This window comes from Flavobacterium johnsoniae (assembly GCF_030388325.1).
Classification (GTDB): Bacteria; Bacteroidota; Bacteroidia; order Flavobacteriales; family Flavobacteriaceae; genus Flavobacterium; species Flavobacterium johnsoniae_C.
Genome location: NZ_CP103794.1, coordinates 4945093 through 4971460, shown reverse-complemented (window position 1 = coordinate 4971460; position 26368 = coordinate 4945093). Strand labels below are relative to the sequence as shown.

The 26368-nt window shown below is 33.8% G+C and carries 17 protein-coding genes; 7 read left to right on the top strand and 10 right to left on the bottom strand.

All coding sequences use genetic code 11. From position 1 onward, the window contains the following. Nucleotides 1-229: 229 nt before the first annotated feature. Together NYQ10_RS21065 and NYQ10_RS21060 are read right to left on the bottom strand one after the other, a co-directional pair. Nucleotides 230-796: a Crp/Fnr family transcriptional regulator gene (locus tag NYQ10_RS21065; protein ID WP_289878085.1), complete on the bottom strand. Its 567-nt coding sequence runs from the start codon at nucleotides 794-796 to the stop codon at nucleotides 230-232. Nucleotides 797-946: 150 nt separating this feature from the next. Next, nucleotides 947-1642 carry a peroxiredoxin family protein gene (locus NYQ10_RS21060; protein ID WP_289878084.1) on the bottom strand — a complete coding sequence of 232 codons (696 nt, stop codon included), beginning with the start codon at nucleotides 1640-1642 and terminating at the stop codon, nucleotides 947-949. 143 nt (nucleotides 1643-1785) lie between these two features. Between NYQ10_RS21060 and NYQ10_RS21055 the strand changes: the two genes are divergently transcribed. Further along, nucleotides 1786-3141, top strand: coding sequence for a sensor histidine kinase (locus NYQ10_RS21055; RefSeq protein ID WP_289878083.1), 1356 nt, complete (start codon nucleotides 1786-1788; stop codon nucleotides 3139-3141). Further along, complete coding sequence (locus NYQ10_RS21050) at nucleotides 3138-3839, top strand: response regulator transcription factor (protein ID WP_289878082.1); 702 nt, start codon at nucleotides 3138-3140, stop codon at nucleotides 3837-3839. Before NYQ10_RS21055 ends, NYQ10_RS21050 begins: the two co-directional genes overlap by 4 nt. Before the next feature lie 818 nt (nucleotides 3840-4657). Here the strand turns inward: NYQ10_RS21050 and NYQ10_RS21045 are convergent. The 8 genes from NYQ10_RS21045 to NYQ10_RS21010 form a co-directional block, all read right to left on the bottom strand. Further along, a complete protein-coding gene (locus NYQ10_RS21045; protein ID WP_144219267.1) occupies nucleotides 4658-4930 on the bottom strand; it encodes a hypothetical protein in 273 nt (90 codons plus the stop codon). 124 nt (nucleotides 4931-5054) lie between these two features. Further along, nucleotides 5055-6341, bottom strand: coding sequence for an Ig-like domain-containing protein (locus NYQ10_RS21040; protein ID WP_276174780.1), 1287 nt, complete (start codon nucleotides 6339-6341; stop codon nucleotides 5055-5057). 269 nt (nucleotides 6342-6610) lie between these two features. Beyond that, nucleotides 6611-7348: a T9SS type A sorting domain-containing protein gene (locus tag NYQ10_RS21035; protein ID WP_276174779.1), complete on the bottom strand. Its 738-nt coding sequence runs from the start codon at nucleotides 7346-7348 to the stop codon at nucleotides 6611-6613. Between the two features lie 276 nt (nucleotides 7349-7624). Then, nucleotides 7625-9805: a T9SS type A sorting domain-containing protein gene (locus NYQ10_RS21030; protein WP_144219270.1), complete on the bottom strand. Its 2181-nt coding sequence runs from the start codon at nucleotides 9803-9805 to the stop codon at nucleotides 7625-7627. A 118-nt stretch (nucleotides 9806-9923) separates the two neighbouring features. Next, on the bottom strand, nucleotides 9924-11504 hold the full coding sequence (locus tag NYQ10_RS21025; RefSeq protein ID WP_276174778.1) for a hypothetical protein: 1581 nt from the start codon (nucleotides 11502-11504) through the stop codon (nucleotides 9924-9926). Between the two features lie 19 nt (nucleotides 11505-11523). Beyond that, nucleotides 11524-13254, bottom strand: coding sequence for a RagB/SusD family nutrient uptake outer membrane protein (locus NYQ10_RS21020; RefSeq protein ID WP_276174777.1), 1731 nt, complete (start codon nucleotides 13252-13254; stop codon nucleotides 11524-11526). Between the two features lie 20 nt (nucleotides 13255-13274). Further along, nucleotides 13275-16322 (bottom strand): SusC/RagA family TonB-linked outer membrane protein, encoded by a 3048-nt coding sequence (locus NYQ10_RS21015; protein ID WP_222104893.1) that lies wholly within the window; start codon nucleotides 16320-16322, stop codon nucleotides 13275-13277. 628 nt (nucleotides 16323-16950) lie between these two features. Continuing rightward, nucleotides 16951-18633, bottom strand: coding sequence for a tetratricopeptide repeat protein (locus tag NYQ10_RS21010; RefSeq protein WP_144219274.1), 1683 nt, complete (start codon nucleotides 18631-18633; stop codon nucleotides 16951-16953). A gap of 492 nt (nucleotides 18634-19125) precedes the next feature. On the opposite strand from NYQ10_RS21010, the gene NYQ10_RS21005 reads away from it, so the two are divergent. The 5 genes from NYQ10_RS21005 to aldA all read left to right on the top strand — a co-directional run bounded on the left by NYQ10_RS21005 (nucleotide 19126) and on the right by aldA (nucleotide 26355). Further along, on the top strand, nucleotides 19126-21669 hold the full coding sequence (locus NYQ10_RS21005; protein ID WP_223704646.1) for a sugar-binding domain-containing protein: 2544 nt from the start codon (nucleotides 19126-19128) through the stop codon (nucleotides 21667-21669). Between the two features lie 23 nt (nucleotides 21670-21692). Then, nucleotides 21693-22943 carry a glycoside hydrolase family 117 protein gene (locus NYQ10_RS21000; RefSeq protein WP_223704647.1) on the top strand — a complete coding sequence of 417 codons (1251 nt, stop codon included), beginning with the start codon at nucleotides 21693-21695 and terminating at the stop codon, nucleotides 22941-22943. A 24-nt stretch (nucleotides 22944-22967) separates the two neighbouring features. Continuing rightward, nucleotides 22968-23984, top strand: coding sequence for a zinc-dependent alcohol dehydrogenase (locus tag NYQ10_RS20995; protein ID WP_144219275.1), 1017 nt, complete (start codon nucleotides 22968-22970; stop codon nucleotides 23982-23984). 120 nt (nucleotides 23985-24104) lie between these two features. Continuing rightward, nucleotides 24105-24875: an SDR family NAD(P)-dependent oxidoreductase gene (locus tag NYQ10_RS20990; RefSeq protein WP_144219276.1), complete on the top strand. Its 771-nt coding sequence runs from the start codon at nucleotides 24105-24107 to the stop codon at nucleotides 24873-24875. Between the two features lie 25 nt (nucleotides 24876-24900). Beyond that, nucleotides 24901-26355 (top strand): aldehyde dehydrogenase, encoded by a 1455-nt coding sequence (gene aldA, locus NYQ10_RS20985; protein ID WP_144219277.1) that lies wholly within the window; start codon nucleotides 24901-24903, stop codon nucleotides 26353-26355. Nucleotides 26356-26368 lie beyond the last annotated feature (13 nt).

Genomic DNA, 26368 nt, shown 5'->3' with positions numbered 1-26368 from the left:
GTTAATTCTGATGATTTTATGAGGCAAAAGTAGGTCTGAGATTCTTTTGGAATCATTGACTTGGGTTAAGAAAAAAAATCTTAATTAAGTAAAGGGTGTGTACAGATCAATAAATATACTAAGAATTTTTAAGTATAAAGTATTGATAATTAAATGTTTATTGTTTTTAAGCAAATAACATTGGTTTTATTGAGAAAGAAGTGCTGATATTAAACTTTAAAAAAAAGTTTTAATGGTTAGAATACAATCTGCTTAGAGTTTCCCGGCTTACTCCCAGATATTCGGCTATATATTTTTTAGGTATTTTTTGCATAATGTTCGGATAAAGACTGGCAAATTCTTCATACCTCTTTTTTGGATTGTTTGAAAGAAGTGAAATTATCCTACGCTGTTGTGCCGAATAGCCTTTGGTCAGTTTCATTCTAAAAAAGTGTTCCATTTTATGAAGTTCTGATGCTATTTTTTCTCTTCCAGAAAGTGTCAGGCATAAAACTTCTGCATCTTCCATACAAACAATATTTATATCAGATTCCTTTTCATTAAAAAAAGCATTATAATCAGAGAGCCACCAGTTTTCTAAGGCAAACTGTACAATATGTTCTTTTCCTTCTTTATCAATATAAAAAGCCCGAAAAATACCTTTGATGATCCAATATTCAGAAGAAACTTTGTCTCCGTCCTGAAGAAGATATTGATGTCTTTTCACTTTTTTTTCAGTAAAAAATGTTTTTATATAATCAAATTCTTCATCCGTGAGCGGCGTAACTTCTTCAATATGTTTTCGCAGTTCATTCATAAGTAGTAAAAAATTAATGTCGGCCTTTTAATAAAATGCAGCTGAAGTTAAAATTAAAATAATTACTATTTTGTTTTTCAATTACAATTATTAAAAATAAATCTTTTTTACTTTGAATGAAAATGATTTTAAAATTTTGAGTTTCCTTTTTTAACTCTCTTTATCGACGATGTTTTTTAAATCCTGATATATGTTGTCACTTTTTTCAAGAATACCTTTAATAATCCCTTGTTTATCAATTACGAAACTAGTTGGGAAATAGAAGATATTATACTTACTGATTATTTTATCTGAATTTGGTAATTGAACATAATTGAAAGCTCGTTTTTTTAGAAATGCATCTACATGCTCGGGAGTGTTGAAAGTAATTCCAAGAAAAACAACCTCTTTATTTTTATATTCATCTACTAATTTATTTAGTTCCGGAATTTCTTTAATGCAGGGAGCACAAGAGGTAAACCAGAAATTTAAAACTACTGTTTTTCCCTGAAGTTCTTTTAAAGACCAAACTTTACCTTCAAGATCTTTAATTTCAAATTGAGGAGCAGGAGTGTTAAGCATTTCTGCTAAAGCTTTTTTACTTTTAGATTCCTGATCTTTAAATTCTGAAGTTTTCTTTACAAGATGCATCACGCCGTTTTTGTCATCTTCTTCATTATGTTTAAAAAGTATTTGATCTTTTCCCCATGCATTTTGAAGGCTGTCGAGGTTTTTAAGAACTTTTCCATTTGGCAAAATAAACTGAATTGACTTTTTTGAAGTATTTTCTGCAATTGAAGTCTGGCCTTTCATATTTACATACAGTAAACAGGAAGCTGCACATATTAAAAGTTTTTTATTATTCATGATTTCTATTGTTTCAGTTGTACAAGTCAAAAGTAGTTTTAATCTTTTGTGTGGAGGTTAAAGCGTTCTTAACCAATGTTAACTAGTGTTAACTGAGTCGAGAGATTGCTTAAATAAGATATATTTGTATAGAATCATTTGTTATGAAAAATCAGTTTAAAATAATTCTAATCACTTCTATTACGGCCTGTAGTATTTTATTATTTCAGCTTTTCTGGGTTTACAGAACCTATGAGGAAAGCCAGGCAAATTTTCAGGCGAAAGTCAAAAATGCGCTGCAGCGAAGTGTTGATTTGTACTTTTTAGAAAAGGTCAGAACTCCTATGAGTTTATCTAATGACGATCCTTATTTATCTATCATAAGTGAGGTTATTGATGATAAAAAAGAAAATGTAAACTTTAAAAGTAATCTTCCAAAAACGACAGGGCCAGTTAAAATAGGAATGCAGCCTCTAAAGATAGATACGGCAAATCTTGCAAGTGTACGTTTGTTTTTGGTGAAATTAATAGCTTCATCAAATAAACAAAATGTTGATTTGAAACTGGTAAGAGAAGATTTTAGAAAAGAACTCGACAAAGAAAAAATTTCTATTAACTATAAATTGTCATTACAAAAAAAATCGGTTTTAGATTCTAAAGAAGTGGTTAGCGTTCCTTTAGGAACAAGTGAAAAAAACTGGGTAATTGAAGCGAGACTTTTTAAAACGGAAAAATATCTTCTTTTAAATAATATAATTCCGATTTCGATATCTATAATTCTGATCATTTTAACCGGAGGAAGTCTTTGGTATTTGGGATTGATAATTTATAGACAAAAACAACTGGATTTAAAAAAGAATAATTTTATAAGCAATATTACGCACGAATTGCGAACGCCAATCTCTATTCTTAAATCGACTAATGAGGCATTATTACAATTTGGAGAAGCGGCGAATCCGGAAAAAACAAAACGTTATTTAAAAATTAATGCAGATGTTTTAAATAAACTGGATTATAATATTGATCGTCTTTTGGACATAACGAGATACGAATTAGGTGTAAAATATGTAAATTTAACTCATGTAAATATTGCGGGATTAGTAAGTGCCATAGTAGAAAAATTTCTAGTAGATGATCATAATCAGATTACAATTAGTACTGAATTAGAAAATGAAATCATTCGAACGGATAAAGATATGATTGATGGGATATTGACCAATCTTATAGATAATGCTTTAAAATATAGTCCTGATTCTCCTGAAATTAGTGTAAAAATTTTGAGTTGGTCAAAATACTGGCAGCTCGAAGTTGAGGATAACGGCAGTGGAATAAGTGAAGAAAATCTGCCTTTAATTTTTGACAAATTTTATAGAATTACATCTGGCGACCTGCACGATGTAAAAGGCTACGGAATTGGTTTGAGTTATGTTAAAGAACTCGTTAGTTTGCTTTCGGGCGAAATAATTGTAAACAGCTATTTAGGATCAGGTACAACCTTTATTATTAAATTTCCATTATGAATGAAGTAATTCATGTTTTGCTGGTAGAAGATGAAGAAGTGCTGTCGACTATCATAAAAGAAACTCTTGAACTGCGAGGGTTCAGTTTTACGATTGCTAAAAACGGAATTGAAGGCTGGGAGTTATTTCAGAGAAAGAAACCAGACATTTGTGTTGTTGATATTATGATGCCCAGAAAAGATGGCTATTCGCTTGTAGAAGATATTCGAATAATAGATCAGCTGACTCCTATAATTTTTCTCACTGCAAAAAATGAAATTACGGATGTTTTAAAAGGATTAAAAATAGGTGCCGATGATTATATGAAAAAGCCTTTTAGTATGGAAGAACTTATTCTGCGAATACAAAAGCTAGTTCGACGAAAATACATACATACAGCTGAAGAAAATCCCATAACTTCCGACAAAAATATAAAAGTAGGAAACTTCCAATTCAATCTTCATAGACTAGAATTGACAATAGACGGCAAATCTGTTAATCTTTCGCAGCGTGAATCAGAATTATTGGATTTGCTTATCCAAAATAAAAATCAATTATTAGATCGCAATAAAGCTTTATTACTTCTTTGGGGCGATAATAGTCCGTTTACCGCAAGAAGCATGGATGTTTACATTACACGTCTTCGAAAGTATTTAAACGAGGATTCAAATGTGCAAATTCTCAGTATCAGAAATAAGGGGTTTAAGTTAATTGATTAAAAAAAGAATTAATAATAAATCAATTTCTTGGATTAGTTGAACAACAGAAAATAGCATTATTAAAGTACACCGATTCTGCACCTTTAATTTTGTAAGCTTTTATAAATATTGAAAAACAGCCTTAAAAACGAAAAAAACCTGCAAATCCTAGGAATTGCAGGTTTTGTTTTATAGCAAAAAAAATCCTAATCTAAAGATTAGGATTTTTGTGGGGAGAGCAGGATTCGAACTTTAAGCTTGAAACCGCTGTCAATGCCACTTTTATTTATGTCTTGAACCTCTGTGCACCGATTTTGCACCAAATTCAATTTTTACTATTTCAATATTAAATCATGCACAAAACTTTAAAAATTAACGAATTAACATGCAGTTCTATTATTCTTTGTGTTTAACAAATATATTATAAATTTTTTAAATACAGGGCTGCCATAAATTTTGGCTTTTTGAAGACTTTTGAAAAGTTTCCTTTTAAGTCAACCGCGGTGAAAGAGGGATTCGAACAAAAATTCTGCGTCCCGCTTTTATACTGCATTTCTAATATTTTTTCTGTTTTGCGCCACGATTCTGCCACGGACTTTTTATGCGTTTTTATGCATTTTGAAAAGTTCCGGAGCAAATTATCCGTTTAAATTTAAGTTGTAATTCTTAATTGATTCTAATACAAAAGTAAACCTTTTTATTACAAACTGCGACAAATATTTTATTACCTTTTAAGTAATTTAAATAGAATTGAATTATATTGGCTTTTTGTGTCAGAAAGAAGATTCATTTCAGTTCAAGTAGATAATTCGTTTTTCTTAATTTTCATTGAGGCCACCTTAACTTTTTGTCGCAGAAATAGTATCAAGTCCAGTAAAGGTTTTTCCAGATTTGTCTACACCTACCACCACTCTACCAGCAGGCTCACCATCTAAATGGAACTGAATATTTTTGGAATCTTTCCACCATACTCCAAACGTATGGTAATCTTCATTCCAATTTACATCTTTCAACGGATTTACGTCTAGTAAACCACTTTGATTGAAGTTTCCATAATTTCTAATTTCTCCTGGCGTTTTTCCCGAATCAGCATGAAAATATTGTGGATTCATTTGGGTGGGAAAATTGGGTTGATAACCGCATGATGGTTTTGAATTATTCTCAATAATGTCTGTTAGATAAATTAGGCAATATGGTTGACTTTCTTTTGACAAGAAAAAGACAAAGAATGAGCGCTCAGTCTTTTTCAAGTTTCCAAGTTCTAACCCAATCCACTTTCATGGTATTGATACTATTATCATTCAGATCTGATTTTGAAGCTAATCCGCCTAACCACGTTTCATCAGCCGTCCATAAATCAAAAATGATTTCTAAATCTCTAGTAAACTCGCGATCGGTATAGGTTTTTCCAGATTTGTCTACACCTACCACCACGCTACCAGCAGGCTCACCATCTAAATAGAACTGAATATTTTTGGAATCTTTCCACCATACTCCAAACGTATGGTAATCTTCATTCCATTTTACATCTTTCAACGGATTTACGTCTAGTAAACCACTTTGATTGAAGTTTCCATAATTTCTAATTTCTCCTGGCGTTTTTCCCGAATCAGCATGAAAATATTGTGAATTCATTTGGGTGGGAAAATTGGGTTGACAACCGCATGATGGTTTTGAATTATTCTCAATAATGTCGATTTCATTCCTATTATAAGAGTCTCCATTGTTTAACCAATAGGTATTATATGCAGAAATATGAGCCGATTTTATTCTTGCTTCAGTATACATTGGATAGCTAATTTTAGTTCTTGAATGTATTCTAGCAGTTTGAAACCATCTTCCATCAGGATTACTCTCGTTTAAAGTTGCTTTTATCCATAAATTACCATCAGTAACACCAGAGTTGCTATTTGATGTTGACATGAAAACGGGTATACCGTAATTCCATGTAGATTTATACCATTTTGTAGCATCCCAAGCTGTAAATTCATCAGACATGTCTTCCTGCTTCACCCATTTCATGTCAGATGGAGTTGTATTTGTAATTGAAACAAATGAAGGATAATTTGGATCTATGTTTTTGAAATCTTCTGCAGTGAGGCCTTTAATTAGGGTATTAATCGTTATGTTTACTTTTGCAGTTGCTTTGTCTCCATTTTTATCTGTTAAGGTATACGAAAAACTATCGGATCCGTAAAAATTTATTTTTGGAACATATTCAAAAATACCGTCTTTAACTTCTATTACAGTACCGTTGCTAGCAGTAGATAATAGGCTATAATCATCTCCTTTACCTCCATCTTGACCGATATTATCATTTAAAGAAACATTTACCTGATTGGAAGTTCCAGTGCTGCTGTTTTCATCAACAACAAGGACATCGTCTTGAGCTGTAGGTTTGGAGTAATCAGGAATAATGTCTGACTCAGAACTATTGCTGCTACAACTACATAGATACACTAGAGATGTTATAGCTATAAGTAAAAATTTTGTTTTTTCTGTAAGGGCGTGTTTAAAAATCATTTTATTTAATTTAACTAATTAATCCTAAAAGGATATTTTTTTATTGTTGAAAATATAAGAATTTCGCTTCGTATTTTAGGATTATTATATTTATAGTTTAGTAGTACAAAATTGGTTTTGTTAATTTTAAGCACTTTTTGACAAATGAATGAAGTGCTATTTTTTAAGTAGTTTAGAATTTCGCTATTTTATTTTAAAACCAAATTGTCTTTAACCTCTTAGTTCTAATTACCGAATCAGAGCTATGTGGTTAAAGACCAATTTAGAAATTATTCTTTTATTAATTTTCCAGAACCTGCATCTGTAGCGATGATATAGGTTCCTTTAGATAAATCCGATACATTTAATGAACTAGTTGCTGCTGTTTCTTTTACTAGGGCACCTGACATACTTAAGACTTTATAAGTTTTAGTTTCTAAGTCAGCATTAAAAGTAACTACTTCAGTAGCTGGATTTGGGTAAAAAGCGACAGTGTTTCTGTTTGTTTTTTTTGTACTTAAAGTTTCCGTTACACCTACTACGTAATTTACATAATTTTGATCGGTTGAAGGATTAGATCCAACAATTTGCAGAATATAATTATATCCTTGTACATAGCCAGGAGTTTCAGCTATAGGTAATGTGCCAGTAGGTAAACTGATAACAACAGTTGCGGCTCCATTGGTAAAGTCTGCTGCGGATAAAGTTTTTAAAACAGTTAAATTATCTGAACCCCAACCCAATGGTGCTATTCCGAAACCAGATCTAGAGAAATTTATATATATAGTATTACCAACTGAAGGATTAGTAGCGTCAAAATTAGTAATTTCAATAGTTATTGTTTTGGCAGTTGTATTATCAAAAGTATAGTTAGGAATTCCGCCCCAGGCATAACCAGCAAAGCTACCTGGCTTAGAAACATAGGTATTGCCTCCGTTCATTGTTGTAGAATAATAAACTTGTGCAGTCAAATTTGTAGTGCTTATACTTAAGCCAAACATAATTAATAATAATGTAATTTTTTTCATGGTTTTTTTGTTTTAGTTGTTAATATTTTGAGAAAAGCATGGCGTATATGCTTTTATTCTTTCGTAAGATTATTGTTTAAATTTTCTTTTAAGTAAATTTGTTACTCGACAAAAACTAGACTATAATGAAAGTAAACTACTATTTATATAAACATTTCCCATGAATTATAAGTTTTTTTATTATACTCGTTAAACGCTTGAAAAAATCATGCAAATAGTTCTTAGTTAAGGGGAAGGGGATAACTAAATGGTTCTGGACAGAAAGTATTGAGTGTTTTACTTTTTAATAAACTTTGCTGCCCCTATTTTCTTGTTTTCTTTTAAAAAAACGATATAATAAATCCCTTCTGAAAGTGAACTCACATTAATTCTAGCACTACTAAGGATTTCTTTTTTTACTAATTTCCCAGCACCATCATATATCATTGCAGTCGAGTTTGATTCGTTTGCATACGTATTTTTGATTGTTAGGGTGTCAATAACTGGATTAGGATAAATTGTTATTGTATTGTCGTTTTCGAAAGTTTTTGGATCTACTGATAACAGATTAGTACTAAAATTATATACTTGTAATGCTACTGAACTCACATGACCACCTGTGTCAGGTAATTGTACTGCTATTTGATTATTTGCAGTAACAAGATTATAAGGCACTGGAATTTCTAGAACGCCAAAAAATCGATCTCTTTCTGCTTGGTCATAACCGCGGAAGTTAGTTGGCACAGGGATAATAGTATTGTTCACTTTGACAATCGGACTTAAAGATTGTCCATGATCTCTTCCTAAACCAATTCTTAATACGGCATCTCCATAAGTGCTTTTCTGAACGCCATTTACACTAAAATTAATAGGCTGATTTGCGCTAATAGGTTGCAAATAGGTCGTTGCAAAATATTTAGTTTCGTCGCAAGTTTCATTAATTGTTATGGCATTGGCAAAGGTATACTCTAAAATAATAGTTGATTCGGCACCTAGTGTAACTGATGTTAGTGGTGATGGCACAGTACTTTCTTCTAGTGTAGCGAAGTTATTTATAAGAGTTAATTGTTTTTTGTTAATGCTTGTAATGGCAGTATTGTTGATGTTAAAAAGGTTTAAGTTTACTTTAGTTGCTTGGAAGTTTAAATTGTTTAGAATCACATAAGCCTTATTACCATCGATATAGGTATTGGTTAAAACATCTAAATTATCCGTCTTACTATATACTCGTGTACCTTTAACATTTTTCCATAATTGATAAAATTTTACCAAGTCCGTATAAACCCATTGTCCGGTATAACTCGCTGGTTCATTTGCTTTTCGCATCAAACGATGAGAATATGGAACTCCATTATACATTCCCCATTCCGCTTTGGTAACTACAAATGGAATAGCAAAATCAATAGTATTGGGTCTTTCAAGAAAAGCCATTAATTGGGAATTCATGGCTTTTAAAATCAACCAATCTCTATAAGAACTCCATTGACTGTTATTGTAATCATGAGTTTGAGCTCCGTATTCTGAGATTACATAGGGTTTAGTAACACCAAATTTCATTACGCTATACTGGTCCATCATATCAAAAGTAGCCTCAATATTGCTCCCGGAACGCAATTGTTTTTTTCCGTTATTGATCGATGAAAAATCATAAAGGTGTAAAGACCAAAAATCCATTTTGCTTCCGGCAACGTCCATAAATAATTTATCGCGATTGTTCCAACGCTGAAAATTTCCTACTTCAAATTCAGGAAAGGCATTGGTGTAACCCCCGATTTTAGCGTTTGGGACCTGTACTCTAATGGCATCAGCAACACCATTATGAAAGTCGGCTATATCTTTTATCGATTTAGTGTATTCTTTTAATCCTCCTAAAAGGTCATAATCAGGTTCGTTTATTACTTCAACATAAGTGGGTTTCTTTTGCCCTGTAATTCCATCACCACTAAATGCGTTGATGTAACGCCCCATATATTCACCCGTTGCAGTGGCATTGGCTAAATACCAGCCAGAATTAGTGGGTTGATGATCTGTTCCAGTCCAAAACGGATGCAATTGAGCACATAAAACTAAACTCTTTCTATTTTCGTATTGATGAAGGTTGGTTTTTTGGGCATATTGACTTTTACTGTAATTTCCTAGAGAAGTGATTTGAGTAGGATTCGCAAAACCAGGTCTGGCAGGATCTTGATTTAATTGATTTTTTAATACATAAGTAATTCCTCCTGTATCTCTTCCTAGGTACACATCTAGGCCATTTAAAAATTCATTTCTTAAATCGGGCGAAACATTATCGCCATCCCATTCAGTTTCTGTTTGATTGGCATGCGTTGTTATGAATTTTGAACGATCAAAAGTAGAGATGCCTCCTACGGAATGTTTCACGTTAAGTTTTAGATTTACATTTACTTGCGCATAAGTAGGAAAGGCACACGCTAGTAGTATGGCGTAACGAAACACTATTCGTTTGTTTCTTTTCATGGTATTTTGAGAGTATAAAAATAGCTTGTATTAGAAAGTCTGTTTGAAAGCAAGGGCAGTAAATAGGTAAATTATTTACTGCCCCTTGCACTTATTTGTTTAAAATTATCATTACTAGTTACGGTCTTAATTTAGCTTCACTAACAGTAATGTCATCGATATAGAATTTTAAAGCAGAGGAGTTACCTTGGTTGTCACTTCTAAGCATAAAACTATAATCAGCAGTTGTATTGATTTTTACTAGTGCAGAACTGTAAACCCATTTTCCAACTGCAAAATCTGCTGAGAATCCAGGGTTTGGACCTATTCCCCAGTCTGTATTTGGAGTAAAGTATAATCTTAGATCAGGAACAGAGGCTTTGTCACCTAAGCTTTCTACATAAACCCATGATCCCATAGAATAGGTTTTGCCAGCAGTAAGTCTAAAAGTTCCTTTATCGCCACCATGATTATAACCTAAAATCATACCGCCACGAGCATCTATTTGAACGGACAAGCTTTTTTTGCCGCCATGTGCTTTTGTACTTGTAACCGCCGATGTAAATTTGTTCCACGGAGCTCCCCAGCCAAGATATACCCAGTCAGCACTAGTTGAAGTTTCAAAACCATAATCAAAAGTAGTTGAAGCTAAAATATTAACGGATTTGAAAGATACAGCAACATCTGTAAATGAACTAGCAAAAACAGCATCTGCAGTGGTTAACGATCCTTTTGTGTATGATACAGTAATAATGTCGTCGTTGTACAAGGTTTGCCCAGCTAATTTTAAAAGAACAATATTACCTTCAGTTGGGCTTATTGTCGCACTAGAAATAGTTACAGGTAGCGTAGCACCAGATTTGTTTTTTAATGTAACAGAAAAATCAGATGCTTTTAATGTTTCAGCATTCATTTCTCTACTGTAATTCAGAGCTATATTTCCTTGATCGTCTATTACTTGAGCGTCATCCATGGTAACTGGGTCAGTCGATGGAATTACGTTGATAAAATCTTTAAGCATTACTGTTGCTTCACCAAATGGGCGAGGGGTATTGGCTTTGATAGTAAATCCAAATGTTCCTAGTTTTTTATATCTTACATCTACTGTTTTAGTATCAGTTGTTGATGTCGCAGGATCTCCTCCGTCGATAGTCCAAAGATAGGCTTCTGGTTCCCCTTCAGTAATCAAAGTATATCTAATCGTTCTTCCTGCTAGTACTTCATTTTTTGCACCATTAACTACATTTAGTTCTGCTCCTAAAGTACCGTCTGTATTTAAATAATTTGCTTTAACAACAATGCTTATTGGAGCTAAAACGGTTACTACTATCGTAGTATCTAATACTTTGGCAACAGGATTTGTGCTTCCTGTAGTATAAGCTTCTCCTTTAAAAACTTGATGTAATTTTACTTCATGTTTTCCAACAACGTTAAATATAGCTTTAACATTCTGTTCCGTTGAAGTAACGTCATTGTCAGAATCTACAATGTCAACAACGCCTTCTGGAAAAGTCCAAAGTCTTGACTCAACCCCCGCTGAAATATCTCCAAAGGTTTCGTGGCTACCTACCCTAATTTTATTTCCATAGTCCATTTGTGAACTAACAATAATTCTGCTGTTGGCCGCATTCAAATCGATAGAATCATAAATGTCACTACATGAATATAACCCTATTGCAACAAGAAATAGTGCAATTACTATTTTAAGTTTTGTTTTCATAATTTAAGTGGTATTGAAATTAGTTGTTTAATTGACTATTTGTTTGTCTCTCAACCGATGGTATAGGGAAATAATCATTTTTAGCTGGAGTATAAGTTACAGCAGCATTCTTGAAATCATCCCTGATTCTTTCTATAATATACAATGGTGCTTTGTTAGCTATAGTTGTAAAATTTTTCACTCTCCAATTTTCATCTGCAAGTAATTCAGTGAAAACAGATTTTGCAATTCCCCATCGTACTAAGTCTTTCCATCTATGACCTTCAAAAGCCAATTCAAGCGGTCTTTCTACTCTATGAATATGTGTTAAAACATTTTCTTTTGTAGGAGGTACTAAAGGTTGATTACCATGTACTTCTTTGCTTATATGTAATTGTGGAAACGTATTACTATTTGTTGCTAAATATTGTTTTAATGTAATTACACCCGCACGAGTTCTAACAAAATCAATATACTTAATAGCTTCATTTACATCGCCAGTGCTGTTAAGAACTGCTTCAGCATACATTAAATAAATATCTGCCAATCTAATTTGCCTGCAGTTAATTCCGCTTCTAGAGTTTCCGTCCTCGTTAGCCAAATGATACCAGTTAGTATATTTCTTAACATAGGCACTTTGACCATAACCCCAACCTTTTAATTCAGCTACATTTCTTAAATAATATTGTCCTTCAAGATTTTTTGGGGCAATAGTAGCAGTAAGACGTTTAGACTGTAAATTAGTAGTGTTTATTGGATTTGTGACATCTACCGCATCATTAGTGTATAATTCGTGTAAGAAATAAGAAGGCAATATCGTATTAAATCCACCATAATTTAATTGCGCTAGCCCTACAGCTAAATTTGAAGCTTCTGCTCCAGCTGCATAAGGTGTGTCGTCAACATTACTTCCGTTAGCACCTGGATTTTCAGTTGCACTATAGGCAACTTCAAGAATTGACTCACTATTAAATTCGTGCTCTTCATCAAAATTATCCATGATATTCGCAGTCAGGCTATAAACACCTGAATCAATTACACTTTTAAATTCAGTCGCAGCTGGTCCCCATTGTTTGTCAAATAAATATACTTTTCCAAGTATAGAAGTAGCGGTACCCCAAGTAACTCTACCTAAGTCTTTACCAGACCATGTTTCTGGCAGATTGGCTTTAGCAAATTCCAAATCAGGAATGATAATTTGGCTATTAACCTCTGCGATTGAGCTAAATTTTACATTAAAATCTGCTTTTGTTTGCGGAACTTCTGTATGAATAACAGCTCCTCCATAAGTATTAGCTACTAAGAAATAGAAGAAAGCTCTTAAGGTACGGGCTTGGCCTTCAATACTTTCTTTTTCACCGGCAGCAAAAATACTTGGGTCAGCAGATTGAATTTTTTCTATTACTTGATTGGCTCTAAATATTCCAGTGTACAAATTTGCCCATTTGTTAGTGACCGCTTCACTGGCATCGTTAAAAGTGAAATTTCTGTAAGCATAGGGTCTGTACCAAGATTCAGTACCCCCTAAGTCTGCCATAATTTCATCTTCAATTAGGCCATTACCGCTTATTGATTGAAATTGTAAAGCCCCATAAACTGTAGTTAAGGCTGACTGAAAATCTTTTGTAGTTTTCCAAAAAGTTTGATTTGTAATTGTATTTGGATTTACCTGAGTCAAAAAATCCTCATCATTACAACCTGAAGTAAGTAAAACAGTGCATATCGCTAATGATGCTAGTTTTACTTTTATATTTATTTTTCTATGTATCATTTTAATTTAATTTTAAGTTGTTAAAATTTAACCTGTAAACCAAGCACAAATCTTCTCGAAACAGGATAACTACCGCTATCTACACCACGTGTACTGATTCCATTTCCACCAACTTCAGGATCGTAACCAGTATATTTTGTAAAAGTGAAAGGGTTCATACCTGTAACATACAATCTTATTTTACTTATTCCGTACTGAGTCATAAGCAATTCAGGTAATGAATAACCTAAAGTTAAATTACGAATTCTGAAGTAGGTACCATCTTCTAACCAATAATCAGAACTTGCTCTAACGTTATTGTGATAAGCATTTCCTCTGTCTGAAGGCACATCAGAAGTAGGGTTCTCAGGAGACCACATAGAATATTGGTCTAAATGTCTCCCTTGTGTGTATGCAAAATATCTTGAACCATTGAATAATTTAGCTCCGTAAGAAAAATAAGTCTGAATTCCAAAATCGAAACTTTTGTACGTTAGATCTAAATTCAACCCTGATTCAAATTTTGCCTGACCAGAACCCGCATATACACGGTCATCGTCAGTGATTTTATTGTCACCATTTTGATCAATGTAGCGCATATCACCCAAAATTGCACTTGGTTCTATTTTTTTGTACTCAAGTAAAGTTGCGTCGTCTTTTATAACACCTGCATTTTCTAGTAAAAAGTAAGCGCCAGCTTCATGACCTACTGCAAAGAATGTAGTAAAATCTACAGCATTCCCTAATGAATTGGTAGGACGTCCGTTACCATAACCTCTTTCAATGCCATCAAGGTTAGTTATTTCATTTACGTTTTTAGTAAAAGTTCCAGAAATATTATATTTGAGACCATTTCCCATTTGGTTTTTATAGCTCATTGCTAGCTCAATACCTTTGTTAGTCATATTTCCAGCATTGACAATGATTGGGCTATACACATCGACTGCGTTGGGATTGTACGTACCACCAGACGCAGGAGTTTGCTGAGGCAATAACATATCTTTTTTGTCATTCTTGTAGATATCAGCAGTAAAAGTTAACTTGTTTTGAAACATAGCTAAATCCAATCCAATATTATTTGAAATACTTGTTTCCCATTTTACATCTGGATTAGAGAAACGTCTTTGTATAGCTCCATTTGCTAATGACTGATCTGAACCAAATAAGTAATTTACACCTGACTCAATTTGACCCGCATACGTATATGGAGGGATACTTTGGTTACCTAACTGAGCATAACTTGCCCTTAATTTTAAGCTGTTTACTACTTTGTTGATAGCACCATCCTTGAAAAATTTTTCTTCAGATATATTCCAACCAGCAGAAACACCCGGGAAAGTACCGTACCTGTTATCAGGTCCAAAGTTTGAGGAACCATCTCGTCTAATACTAGCTGATATTAAATAACGATCATTGTAGTTATATTGTACTCTACCTAATAAACCACTAATGCTATTTGTGTAATCATAACTTGTTGGTTTTGTTCCTGCCTGACCTGAACCTAAAGAAGGCGTTTCATTGCTTAATAAACCAATTACACCTACACCAACTTGTTTCGAATTGTATTCTTCGCGTGAGGCTACTCCAGTAAAGTTCAAAGAATGTTTACCTAAATTTAATTTATAATCCAGGATGTTTTCTATAGTAGATCTGTCTGTAAAAGTGTAATCTTCGTTCAATAATGCATCCGCTCTTGAGGCAGTTGCATTATATGAGCCATCAAGACCATATACCAATACTTGTGGACGGAAAAAAGACCTTCTATAATCCCAATTACTTTTACCTATATTTAATTTATAGGTTAAGTTTTTTACTATTTCATATTGTAAATTAACGGCAATATTGCTTGATGTAACTTTTCTTTTGTCAACATTTTGTAATTCTCTTGCCAAATAGCCATAATAAATAGCATTTTCTACAGGATAATCAACACTAGACCCGGATCCCTGTACATCGCTTAATGGAATTTGCCATGGTCTTTGTCCAATAGCATATTCATATAAAGACCATGGTTCTTGCGTTCTATTTTCTACAGTCATCCCCATACTTACAAACGCTTTGAATTTACCTTTTGTAAATTGACCATTAATGCGGTTACTTAATCTATCAAAATCAGAGTTAATTAAAACTCCTTCTTGGTTATAATAATTTGAATTAAAATTCAATGTTAAATCCTGTGTTCCACCAGAAACACCTAGTCCGTAATTAGTAATTAAAGCATTGTTGTTTTGTACGTCGCCAACGTAGTCACTATCATAGTCTAAAAGTTCTGGTGTTGTAATAAAAAAAGTTGGTAACTGGCTAGACAACATTGCCTTTGTTGTATAATCCTCAAACAATTGCTGCTGAGTATTCATTAAAGGTGTACCTGAAGTAATATTTTGGATACCCGAATAAGCATTGAAATCTATACTAATTTTTCCCTTTTTACCTCTTTTAGTAGTAATCAAGATAACACCATTTGAGGCTCTAGTACCATAAACGGAGGCAGCAGCACCATCTTTTAATACGTCTAATGATTCAATTTGATCAGGTGAGATATTTGGGTTGCTTTGATAAGGAATTCCATCCACTACATACAATGGTTCTAATGAACCTGTCAATGAACCAACTCCTCTAATTTGGATATTAGTTGCTTCACCAGGACGCCCACTAGCAGCCTGAACGTTAACCCCAGCAATTTGGCCTTGTAATGATTCTCCAACATCTGCTACTGGAGCTTTCGCAATAAGGTCTGCCTTTACGGTAGCAACAGCACCTGTAACCTCTTTTTTCTTTTGAGTTCCATAACCTACGACCACAACTTCATTTAAAATTTGCGTATCAGGCTGCATCTGAATGTCTAACTTTTTAGTAGTGCCAACAGTTCTTGTGAGTGTTCTGTATCCCATAAATGAGAAAACTAAGGTTTGTTTTTCACTCACCTCCATTTCATAGCTTCCATCCATATCTGTAGAGGTACTAGTTGTAGATCCCTGGATTTTAATTGTTACCCCTGGTATTGGTAGCCCACTTTCATCTTTTACTTTTCCAGTAAGTTTGTTTTGTGCACTCACATCGAATGCACAAAGAAACAAGAGAAAAAACATTATAAGGAATGTCTTTTTCCAAAAGTTATACTCTTTTTTCATAAAGTTTTGGTAGTTAAATTAATTGACGGTTAGTTTTTTTTTTTTTTTTTTTTTTTGATAATGAAATTTTAGTCCGGATTTTTTATTGATTTCGTATTTTATCGATTGCTAAATTACTTAAATGACATTATCAATGGTTTTTTTTAAACTAGATATAAACTGAACAGACATGCATTTTTTTTAGTAAAATAAGGCGTTTAACAACTGAACTAACTAAACTAGACACAACTATATCTTGACAAAACTCAATTTTTGATAAAATACTGCTTATATAGTACTATTTTGTCTGGATTTTTTCAGTTAAAGAATAACTAAAAATAAACTCGTAAAATTAAATTTGGTTTTTATATAAATCTTTGATGAATTCAGGTTAATTTTCAGAATTGAGGTTGTTTTATAGTTATTAGTATTAAGTTTATATGCGTTTTGCAGTTGATTTTGGATTTTATTTTTATGCCAAGATTCTGCGTTAGATTATTTCCTCATATAGTTGACGCACATTAAAAAGATTTTAATTGCTAAAAGGTAAAAAGACAGTATATATCAGTTTAATTTGGATTATTTGTCTCCTATTGTGTAGTATGGATTAAAGTGAAGCAATAAAATCGGCTAAATTTTCATTTCTATCCAGCTTAAACTTTTTGCGTAAACGGTATCTTGAGGTGTGTACGCTTTCGAAAGAGATACCTAATAGAGAGGACATATCCTTGCTGGAAAAATTAAGCTTTACCAAAGCACATATTTTGAGATCAGTTTGCCCCAGATCTGGATATTTCTCTTTAAGGTTTTTATAAAAACTTTGGTTCACGGCAGTAAATCGGGCTTCGAATTCTTTCCAGTTACTTGCAGAAGAACCTTGAATAGTTTTTAGCATATTGTTTATAGAGGTGCTGTCAATATTCTCTTTGTTTTCGGTAATGCTTTTCTTTAGTTTTTCTATAAATTCCTCTTTTTCAATTAGCTGTAAGGCAGATGACGTGAGTTCCTTATTTTTTAATTCTAAAATCTCACTATTTTTTATCAGCTCTAACTCCTGTTTTTTTGCTAATAATTCTTTTTCGGCAAGATGCTTTCTGCGAATGTTTTTAAACAGCTGATGCCCGTAGATTATTAAAAATAGAATTACAATTATCATGATTGTCGATTTGAGAAACCAAATATTTTCTTCGCTTTCCAGTTCTTTTATATGCTGTTCTTTTAATAGTTCTTTTTCCTTTTGCTTTTGAATGCGGTATTTGTCATTTATTTCAAATAAGTGCTGATTGTTCTTGCTTTTTCGGCCAAATATTTTATTATTCAATGTCATAGCTTCATTTGCATGAAAATAAGCAAGTTTGTACTTGTTGCTTTTAGAGTAAACTGTGGCCAGAGCAGTATGATCCATTAATTTATAATTCGCATGGCTTTTGTATATTTTGGATAAGGCTAATGATTTTTCTAAATAAATTTCGCTCTGAGTATAATCTCCTTTCATTTTATATACATTTCCTAATAAAGAATTGATAATAATAAGGTAGGATTTGTCGTTTTTTTCAAAATAATTTTTTGCCTCTAGTAATTTTGAAATAGCGGCATCAAACTTTTTATCAGTAGCGGCAAGAAAACCAGCTTCGGCCTCGATATAGCCATTGTTGGCTTTGTTTTTTGTTTTTTGTTTGGAGATATAGCAGCTATCAAGGTAAATTTTGGCCATTTTGTAATTCCCATTTACACGATAAAAATTTACTAATGCAAAATAATCGCTCACAATGTATCCGTTATCCATTTCATTTGCAGCAACGAGTTTTTCTTTTAATTTATGAGAAAGGGTAAAATATTTTAAGGCTTCATCATCCCGTTGGTAAAAACTATAAAGCCAGCCCAAAGCATGGTATATAGTGGCTTTGGAGAAATCGTCTTTAGATTGGTCAGCAAGTAATAATGCTTTCCAGTACAAATCGTAGGAATTTCCATAATCGACACTATGTCCGTATAAATCGGCAAGTTCGCTTATGCTGTGTATTAAGTTGAAAGTGTCTTTTTCTATCTTATATTTTTCAATACTTTTTTTGTAATAATAAATGGCTTTTTTCGAGTCAATATATTTTATGGCTTTGGCTTTTCGGAGGTACTCATTTTCTTTATATGTTTTCTGGGCGGTTGTCGAAAATGAAAAAAAGAGTACAATAAGTAGAGTAAAATACTTTTTTAAATTCAAAGAATGAATGAATTCAAATTTCTTTGGTTTTTTTCTTTTTACGGGTGCTTGTCGGTTAAATAGGAATTTCATAAATCTTGATGATTAAATTTATATGAAAAAAATGTAAGTTAATGGGGTTTGCTTATAGTATTGTACTTAATAACAAGTGCAATATAAAAATTGTCTAGTTTATTTTGTGTGCAATACCTCTCGATTTTAGCAATGTTCAGTTTATGTCTAGTTGCTTATATGTTACTATATCTCTTATTATCACCATATTTGCTAATGCTGTTTATTCATAAAAAATAAAAGGTTTTTATATGTATTGTGCTATTTAAATCTATTTAAATTATGATATATATAATTTTATATTAAAAGACAAATTTGTTGCGAAATGAATTTGTGAAATAAATATACTAACGATCATTGTTGCTTAATGTAATCCGATACTTAATTTTTTATTTGGATTGTCTATTTGATTATTCTGTCATGTTCAGAATAAAAGAATAATGAAACTCAATAAAAAAACACAAATAGTTAAAAGAGAAACAATCTCTTTATAGTTAATTAAAAAAACATAGAGTGAAAAAGAATTTAAAAAAGAAGAGGTATAATGTACTGAAAAAGATTTCTTACGGAAGTATATTGTGTATGGCTTTATATGGTTGTACAGCTTCAAAAACAGACGGGACTAGTTCTGATTTTAATTTTGACTGGAGGTTTAAATTGGAAAGAGCAGAACAGGCGGGTGTGAATAACTGGGAAGAAATTAATTTACCGCATGATTGGAGTGCCACTTTTAGTTTTGACTCTATTAAAGGAGAAGGAGCTACTGGATATAAAGTAGGTGGAATTGGTTTGTATGAAAAAGATTTTTCACTAGGTAAAGAATCCAATACCTTACATTATATTCTTTTTGATGGAATTTATAATAACAGCGAAGTTTGGTTAAATGATCAAAAGCTGGGTGAGCATCCTTATGGATATTCTCCATTTTATTATGACATCACTCCTTATATAGGTGATAATAAAAATACGGTGAAAGTAAAGGTAGATCATTCAAGATACGCTGACAGCCGCTGGTATACAGGTTCGGGAATTTATAGAAATGTAAAATTAATTGCCAAAAACAAATTGCACGTTCCTATTTGGGGTACTTATATCACAACTCCTGCAGTTACAAAAGAAAAAAGTGAAGTAAATGTAGAAGTTAAAGTAAAGAATGCTTTTGATACGACTCAGGATTTTGAAGTAGTTGCCGAAATTCTAGACGCTACTAATAAGAAGGTAGCAGAAGAAACGACGAAACTTAGCTTGAATGCAGGAAAAGAAAAAGAACTAGCGCTAAGAACAACTATTGCAAATCCTGCTTTATGGGATGTGAATTCTCCCAACCTTTATCATGCAAAAATCACGATTCGACAAAATGGACGATCGGTTGATGAAACGATTACGACTTTTGGTGTGCGTACTATAAAGTTTGATGTTAACACTGGTTTTTATTTGAATGGCAAAAACATGAAAATAAAAGGAGTGTGTTTGCATCATGATGGAGGATTGGTTGGTGCTGCTGTGCCTAAGGATGTTTGGAGAAGACGTTTTGTGAAGTTGAAAGAAGCAGGAGTAAACGCGATTCGTATTTCTCATAATCCAGGATCGGCAGAATTTATCGATTTGTGTGACGAGATGGGATTTCTGGTTCAAGATGAGTTTTTTGACGAATGGGATAATCCAAAAGACAAACGCTTGAATATGAAAGAGAAGTCGGTAGATTACATTACACGTGGTTATGGCGAACATTTTCAGGACTGGGCAGAACGTGATTTAAAAAACACGATGTTACGCGACCGAAATCATGCTTCAATTTTTCAGTGGAGCATTGGTAACGAAATAGAGTGGACATATCAAAGATCAGTTGATGCAACGGGTTTCTTTAATATGAATTGGGATGGTAATTATTTCTGGTCTATTCCACCTATTGGTCCAGAAGAAATTAAGAGAAGGTATGAAACCAGTCCAAAAGAAAAATACAATATTGGTGAAACAGCTCATAAATTGGCAAAATGGACGAGAGAAATGGATACAACCCGATATGTTATTGCAAATTCCATATTGCCATCGGTTAGTCATATAAACGGTTTTGGAGATGCAGTAGATATTTTGGGCTACAGTTACCGTCGCGTAATGTATGACTACGGACATAAAAACTATCCAAATAAAATTATAATGGGTACTGAGAATTTGGTACAATGGCATGAATGGAAAGCCATATTGGATCGTCCGTTTGTATCTGGAACTTTTTTATGGACTGGAATTGACTATTTGGGAGAATCTAACAAAAGATGGCCAAAAAAAGGAACTGACAGCGGTATGCTTGATTTTGCGGGATTTGAAAAGCCTTCTTACCACATGATGAAGTCGCTATGGAATGATGCACCTGAATTATACATTGCTACCCAAACAGAAGAAAAATCAAATTATAAAGTTGATGAAAAAACAGGGCAGCCTGTTGAAAAGAAAAAAGGTGCCTGGGAAACAGCGCTATGGGTTTGGCAAGATGTAAATGAACATTGGGAGTATGCAAACGGTACTAGAACAATAGTAGAAATTTATTCCAATTGTGATGAAGTAGAATTGTTTTTGAATGAAGTGTCTCTTGGGAAGAAAAAATTGGCAGATTTTGAAGATCATATTTACAAGTGGTCTGTTCCGTATCAGAAAGGTACACTTTACGCTAAAGGCACTCATAAAGGAAAAACTGTTCAAACGAAATTAATAACGCCTTCAAAACCCCATGCTATTAAGTTGACAACGGATAGAACATTGATAAATGCAGACGGTTATCAAGTGGCTCACATTGTAGCTCAAGTTGTTGATGCTGATGGTAATCCAATAAAAACTTTTAATCCTGAGATTAGCTTTACGGTTGAAGGAAAAGCTAAAGTTCTAGGGATTGATAATGGAGCTGTGGGTAATGTACAGGATTTTCAGTCTAATAAAATTGTCTTGAGTCAAGGAAGATGCCTATTTATTATACAATCCAAAAAAGACCAATCTTCAAACATTAGTATAAAAGCTAAAACAAGCAATCTAGAAAGCAATACAATAAAAATTACTCAAAAATAAACTAATTAAAAAAAACGATACGTATGAATACTACAACAAGAACAGTAATGATGGGCATGCTCTCTTTAGGGTTGGCATTTACATCGGCTACAGCTCAGTCTAAAAAAGAGGAGAAAGAGCTTAGAGAATTGGCTATAAAATATCAAGACAAATATGGTATTAAAGATGTTGATCATTTAAGTGCGGCTACTAAAAGAGCCTTAAAATGGGATCAATCTTTAGGAAACGAATGGTTTATTGAATTTGGTGAACCACAAACCTTAAAAGGTGATTTGGCTTATGAAGAGGGAGTAGTGCGTCGTGATCCAAGTGGAATTATCCAGGAAAACGGCAAGTATTATGTGTGGTATTCTAAAAGCACCGGACCTACTGAAGGTTTTGGTGGGGATATGGAAAATAAAAAAGTATTTCCGTGGGATCGATGTGATATTTGGTACGCTACTTCTACAGATGGTTGGACTTGGAAAGAAGAAGGCATAGCAGTGGCAAGAGGGAAAAAAGGTTCTTACGATGATCGTTCGGTTTTTACTGTTGAAATCATGAAATGGGATGGAAAATATTATTTATGCTACCAAACTGTCGAAGGAATATACAATGTACGTGTAAAAGAAAAAGTAGGTATGGCTTGGTCAACTTCGCCAGATGGTCCTTGGACAAAATTGGATGCTCCAGTGTTGGCCCCAGCTGAAAATGGTATATGGAAAGGTACGGAAGACAACCGTTTTCTGGTAGAGAAAAAAGGGGATTTTGATAGTCATAAAACACACGACCCTTGTATTTTGCCTTATAAAGGAAAATTCTATTTGTATTACAAAGGGGAACAAATGGGAGAAGAAATGACTTTCGGTGGTCGTCAAATTCGTCATGGGGTTGCTATAGCAGATAATCCTCTTGGCCCTTATGTAAAATCACCTTATAACCCAATTAGTAATAGTGGTCACGAAATTTGTGTATGGCCTTATAATGGCGGAATTGCTTCCTTAATCACGACCGATGGACCTGAAAAAAACACGATACAGTGGTCACCTGACGGAATCAATTTTGAAATCAAAGCTTCTATAAAAGATGCTCCACATGCCATTGGTATAAACAGAACTGCCGATAATGAAAAAGAGCCAACCGAAGCTTTGCGTTGGGGACTCACTCATAAATACAACAACTGGAATTATCAAAGTATCATGCGTTTCTCATCGGAAAGAAAAACAACTCACGTGGCTCCAGGTGAAAAATCAGTTAAAGGAAAAGAAGAGAAAGCTGAAAACATGCATAAATAATAATAATATTAAAATAAAAATAAATTGAAAGCAACTAGATATGAAGGTAATAAAACCTTTTCAGTAATTGATAAAGAAATTGTAGCACCTGCTGAAGGTGAAGTACGAATTAAAGTTGCCTATGTAGGAGTATGTGGAACCGATGTACACATTTACCACGGAATGATGGACAAACGCGTAAGTATTCCAGAAACAATCGGGCATGAAATGTCAGGTGTGGTAGATGCAGTTGGAGAAGGCGTTACGGATTTTGAGGTGGGAGACAAAATTGTAGTGCGTCCTTTAGATGATAGAAAAGTAAAAGCATCTGATAAAGGTTTCAATCACATTTGTGAAGAGTTGAAGTTTATCGGAATTGATAGTGAAGGTGCGATGCAACAATATTGGAATGTGCCCACTTTCGTCCTTCATAAATTAAAAGCTTCTACAGATTTAAAATTAGCGGCACTAATTGAACCGCTTTCTGTAGCAACACACGATGTTCGCAGAAGTGGATTGGTAAGAGGAGAAACAGCAGTCGTTTTAGGAGGAGGCCCAATCGGACTATTAGTAGCCATGGTAGCTAAAGAAGTAGGGGCGCAGGTTATTATTTCAGAAGTAAATCCAAATCGTATTGCAAAAGCAAAAGAACTTGGTTTTGACGCTGTAAGTCCAATTGAGGTCGATTTAGTTGAATATGTAAAGAGCAAAACGGAAAACCGCAGAGCTGATGTTGTATTTGAAGTAGCTGGTGTACAGCCCGCTTTAGATATCATGTGTGAGGTAGCTGGTATTCGTGGGCGAATTGTAATGGTAGCTATACACGGGGTTAAAAAAGAAGTGGATTTGTTTAAATTTTTCTGGAAAGAATTAAACTTAATCGGAGCGCGTGTTTACGAGAAAGAAGATTATGAAAAGTCAATTGAATTGATCACTGCCAACGAATTGCCTTTTGAACAAATGATTACCGATGTACAACCGTTAAGTAATATTCAACAGGTTTTTGAAAACATCGACAAAAATCCAGAAGGATTAAAAGTATTGATGGACTGCCAATTGTAATCCGTTAGTGTAATTATTAAAAACGTCTGTTCGAGTGTTTTTTGTGGAGTGAAAAGGAGCAAGAAATGTATCGGGAATCGTTTTTAATACTAAGAATAAATAATTTAAAAAAAAAAGATAATGAGTGTTTTAGATACATTTAGTTTAAAAGGAAAAGTAGCCTTGGTAACAGGTTGCAAAAGAGGAATTGGAAAAGCAATGGCTATTGGTTTAGCGCAAGCTGGTGCTGACGTGATTGGAGTAAGTGCTTCATTAGAAACAGAAGGAAGTGCAGTTGAAAAAGAAGTAACTGCTTTAGGAAGAAAGTTTAAAGGATACGCTTGTGACTTTAGTAATAGAGAGTCTTTGTATGCCTTTATTGAAGCTGTCAAAGCTGACTTTCCTCAGATTGATATTTTAGTAAACAATGCAGGAACTATTCTTAGAGCGCCAGCAGCAGAGCACCCAGATGAAATGTGGGACAAAGTAGTCGAAGTAAATCAAAATGCACAATTTATCTTGACTAGAGAAATTGGTAAAGATATGGTTGGTCGAGGAAGTGGCAAAGTAGTATTTACAGCTTCTTTATTAACATTCCAAGGTGGAATTACAGTTCCAGGATACGCTGCCAGTAAAGGAGCTATCGGTCAATTAACAATGGCTTTTGCTAACGAATGGGCAGGTAAAGGTGTAAATGTAAACGCTATTGCTCCAGGATATATTGATACTGATAATACAGAAGCCTTGCGTAATGACCCAATTCGTTCTGCATCTATTTTATCAAGAATACCAGCAGGTCGTTGGGGTAAACCAGAAGATTTTGCTGGACCAACTGTTTTCTTATGCTCTGAAGCAGCGTCTTACATGCACGGTACAACGATGCTTGTTGATGGTGGCTGGATGGGACGTTAATATTAATATTTAAAATTGGAGTAAAATGGCTGAAATTAAAGAATACCAATTATTTATAAACGGAGAGTGGAGAACTTCTACTTCTGGAGAAACAATTGACGTTTTAAGTCCCGCAACTGAAGAAGTGGTGGCAAGAGTACAAAACGGTACTGCTGAAGAAGCTTTAGAAACTTTAGCTTTTGCAGATAAAGCTCAAAAAGAGTGGAAGAAAAAACCTGCCAGAGAAAGAGCAGAGTTACTATATAAATTCTCGAACGAAATTAAAGCAAATGCTGAATACCTAGCACAATTAATTGTAAAAGAGCAAGGTAAATTATTAAAGGTAGCTCGTTTTGAAGTAGCGGTAGCTTCATCTTTTATCGAGTATGCTTGTGAAGGCGCTCGTAGAATCGAAGGAGATATTATTCCTTCTGATAATGCCAATGAGCAAATTTGGATTCAGAAAGTGCCTCGTGGCGTAATCGTTGCCATCACGGCTTGGAACTTTCCTTTTGCTTTAGCGGCTCGTAAATTAGGACCGGCTTTGATTGCAGGAAACAGTATTGTTATTAAACCAACTTCTGAAACTCCTTTGTCTACTTTAGAGTTAGGAAATATTGCCAATAAAGTAGGTATTCCTGCGGGGGTTATCAACATTCTTACAGGTCCAGGTAGAGCTATGGGGAATGCTTTGGTAAAAAGCCCAATCACTAAAATGGTTACCATGACAGGTTCTACACCTGTAGGTCAGGATATTGCTCGTAATGCAGCAGATAACTTAACGCACGTTCAATTAGAATTAGGAGGAAAAGCACCTTTTATCGTTTTTGCTGATGCTGATATCGATGCGGCTGTAGATGCTGCCTTACATTCGCGTTTTGACAACTGTGGTCAAGTGTGTACTTGTAACGAACGTATGTATTTGCACGAGGATATCTATGATGTTTTTATGGAAAAATTCATTCCAAAAGTAAAAGCGTTAAAAGTAGGTGATCCAATGTTGGAAGAAACAGATATGGGACCAAAAGTAAACGCTGCGGAATTGAAAGCAATGGAACATTTAGTTGCTGTGAGTGTCAAAGAAGGAGCAACCGTTGCCACTGGTGGAAACAAACCAACGGGTGCTGGATTTGAAAAGGGATATTGGTTTGAACCAACTGTTTTGACCAATGTTACGCAAGACATGACTATTGTTCACGAAGAGTCTTTTGGACCAATTTTACCTGTTTTAAAATTCAAAACTTTTGAAGAAGTTATTGGTTTTGCCAATGATTGTGAATATGGTTTGGCTGCGATGGTTTTTACCAATGACATGAACACGATTATGAAATGTAATGACGAATTAGAGTACGGAGAAATTTATGTAAACCGTGGTCATGGTGAGCAGCACCAAGGCTTCCACAACGGATATAAATTATCTGGTTCTGGTGGTGAAGATGGTAAATATGGTTTTGAACAATATTTAGAAAAGAAAACATTTTACATTAGACATAAAGCTTAGTTAATACACAATT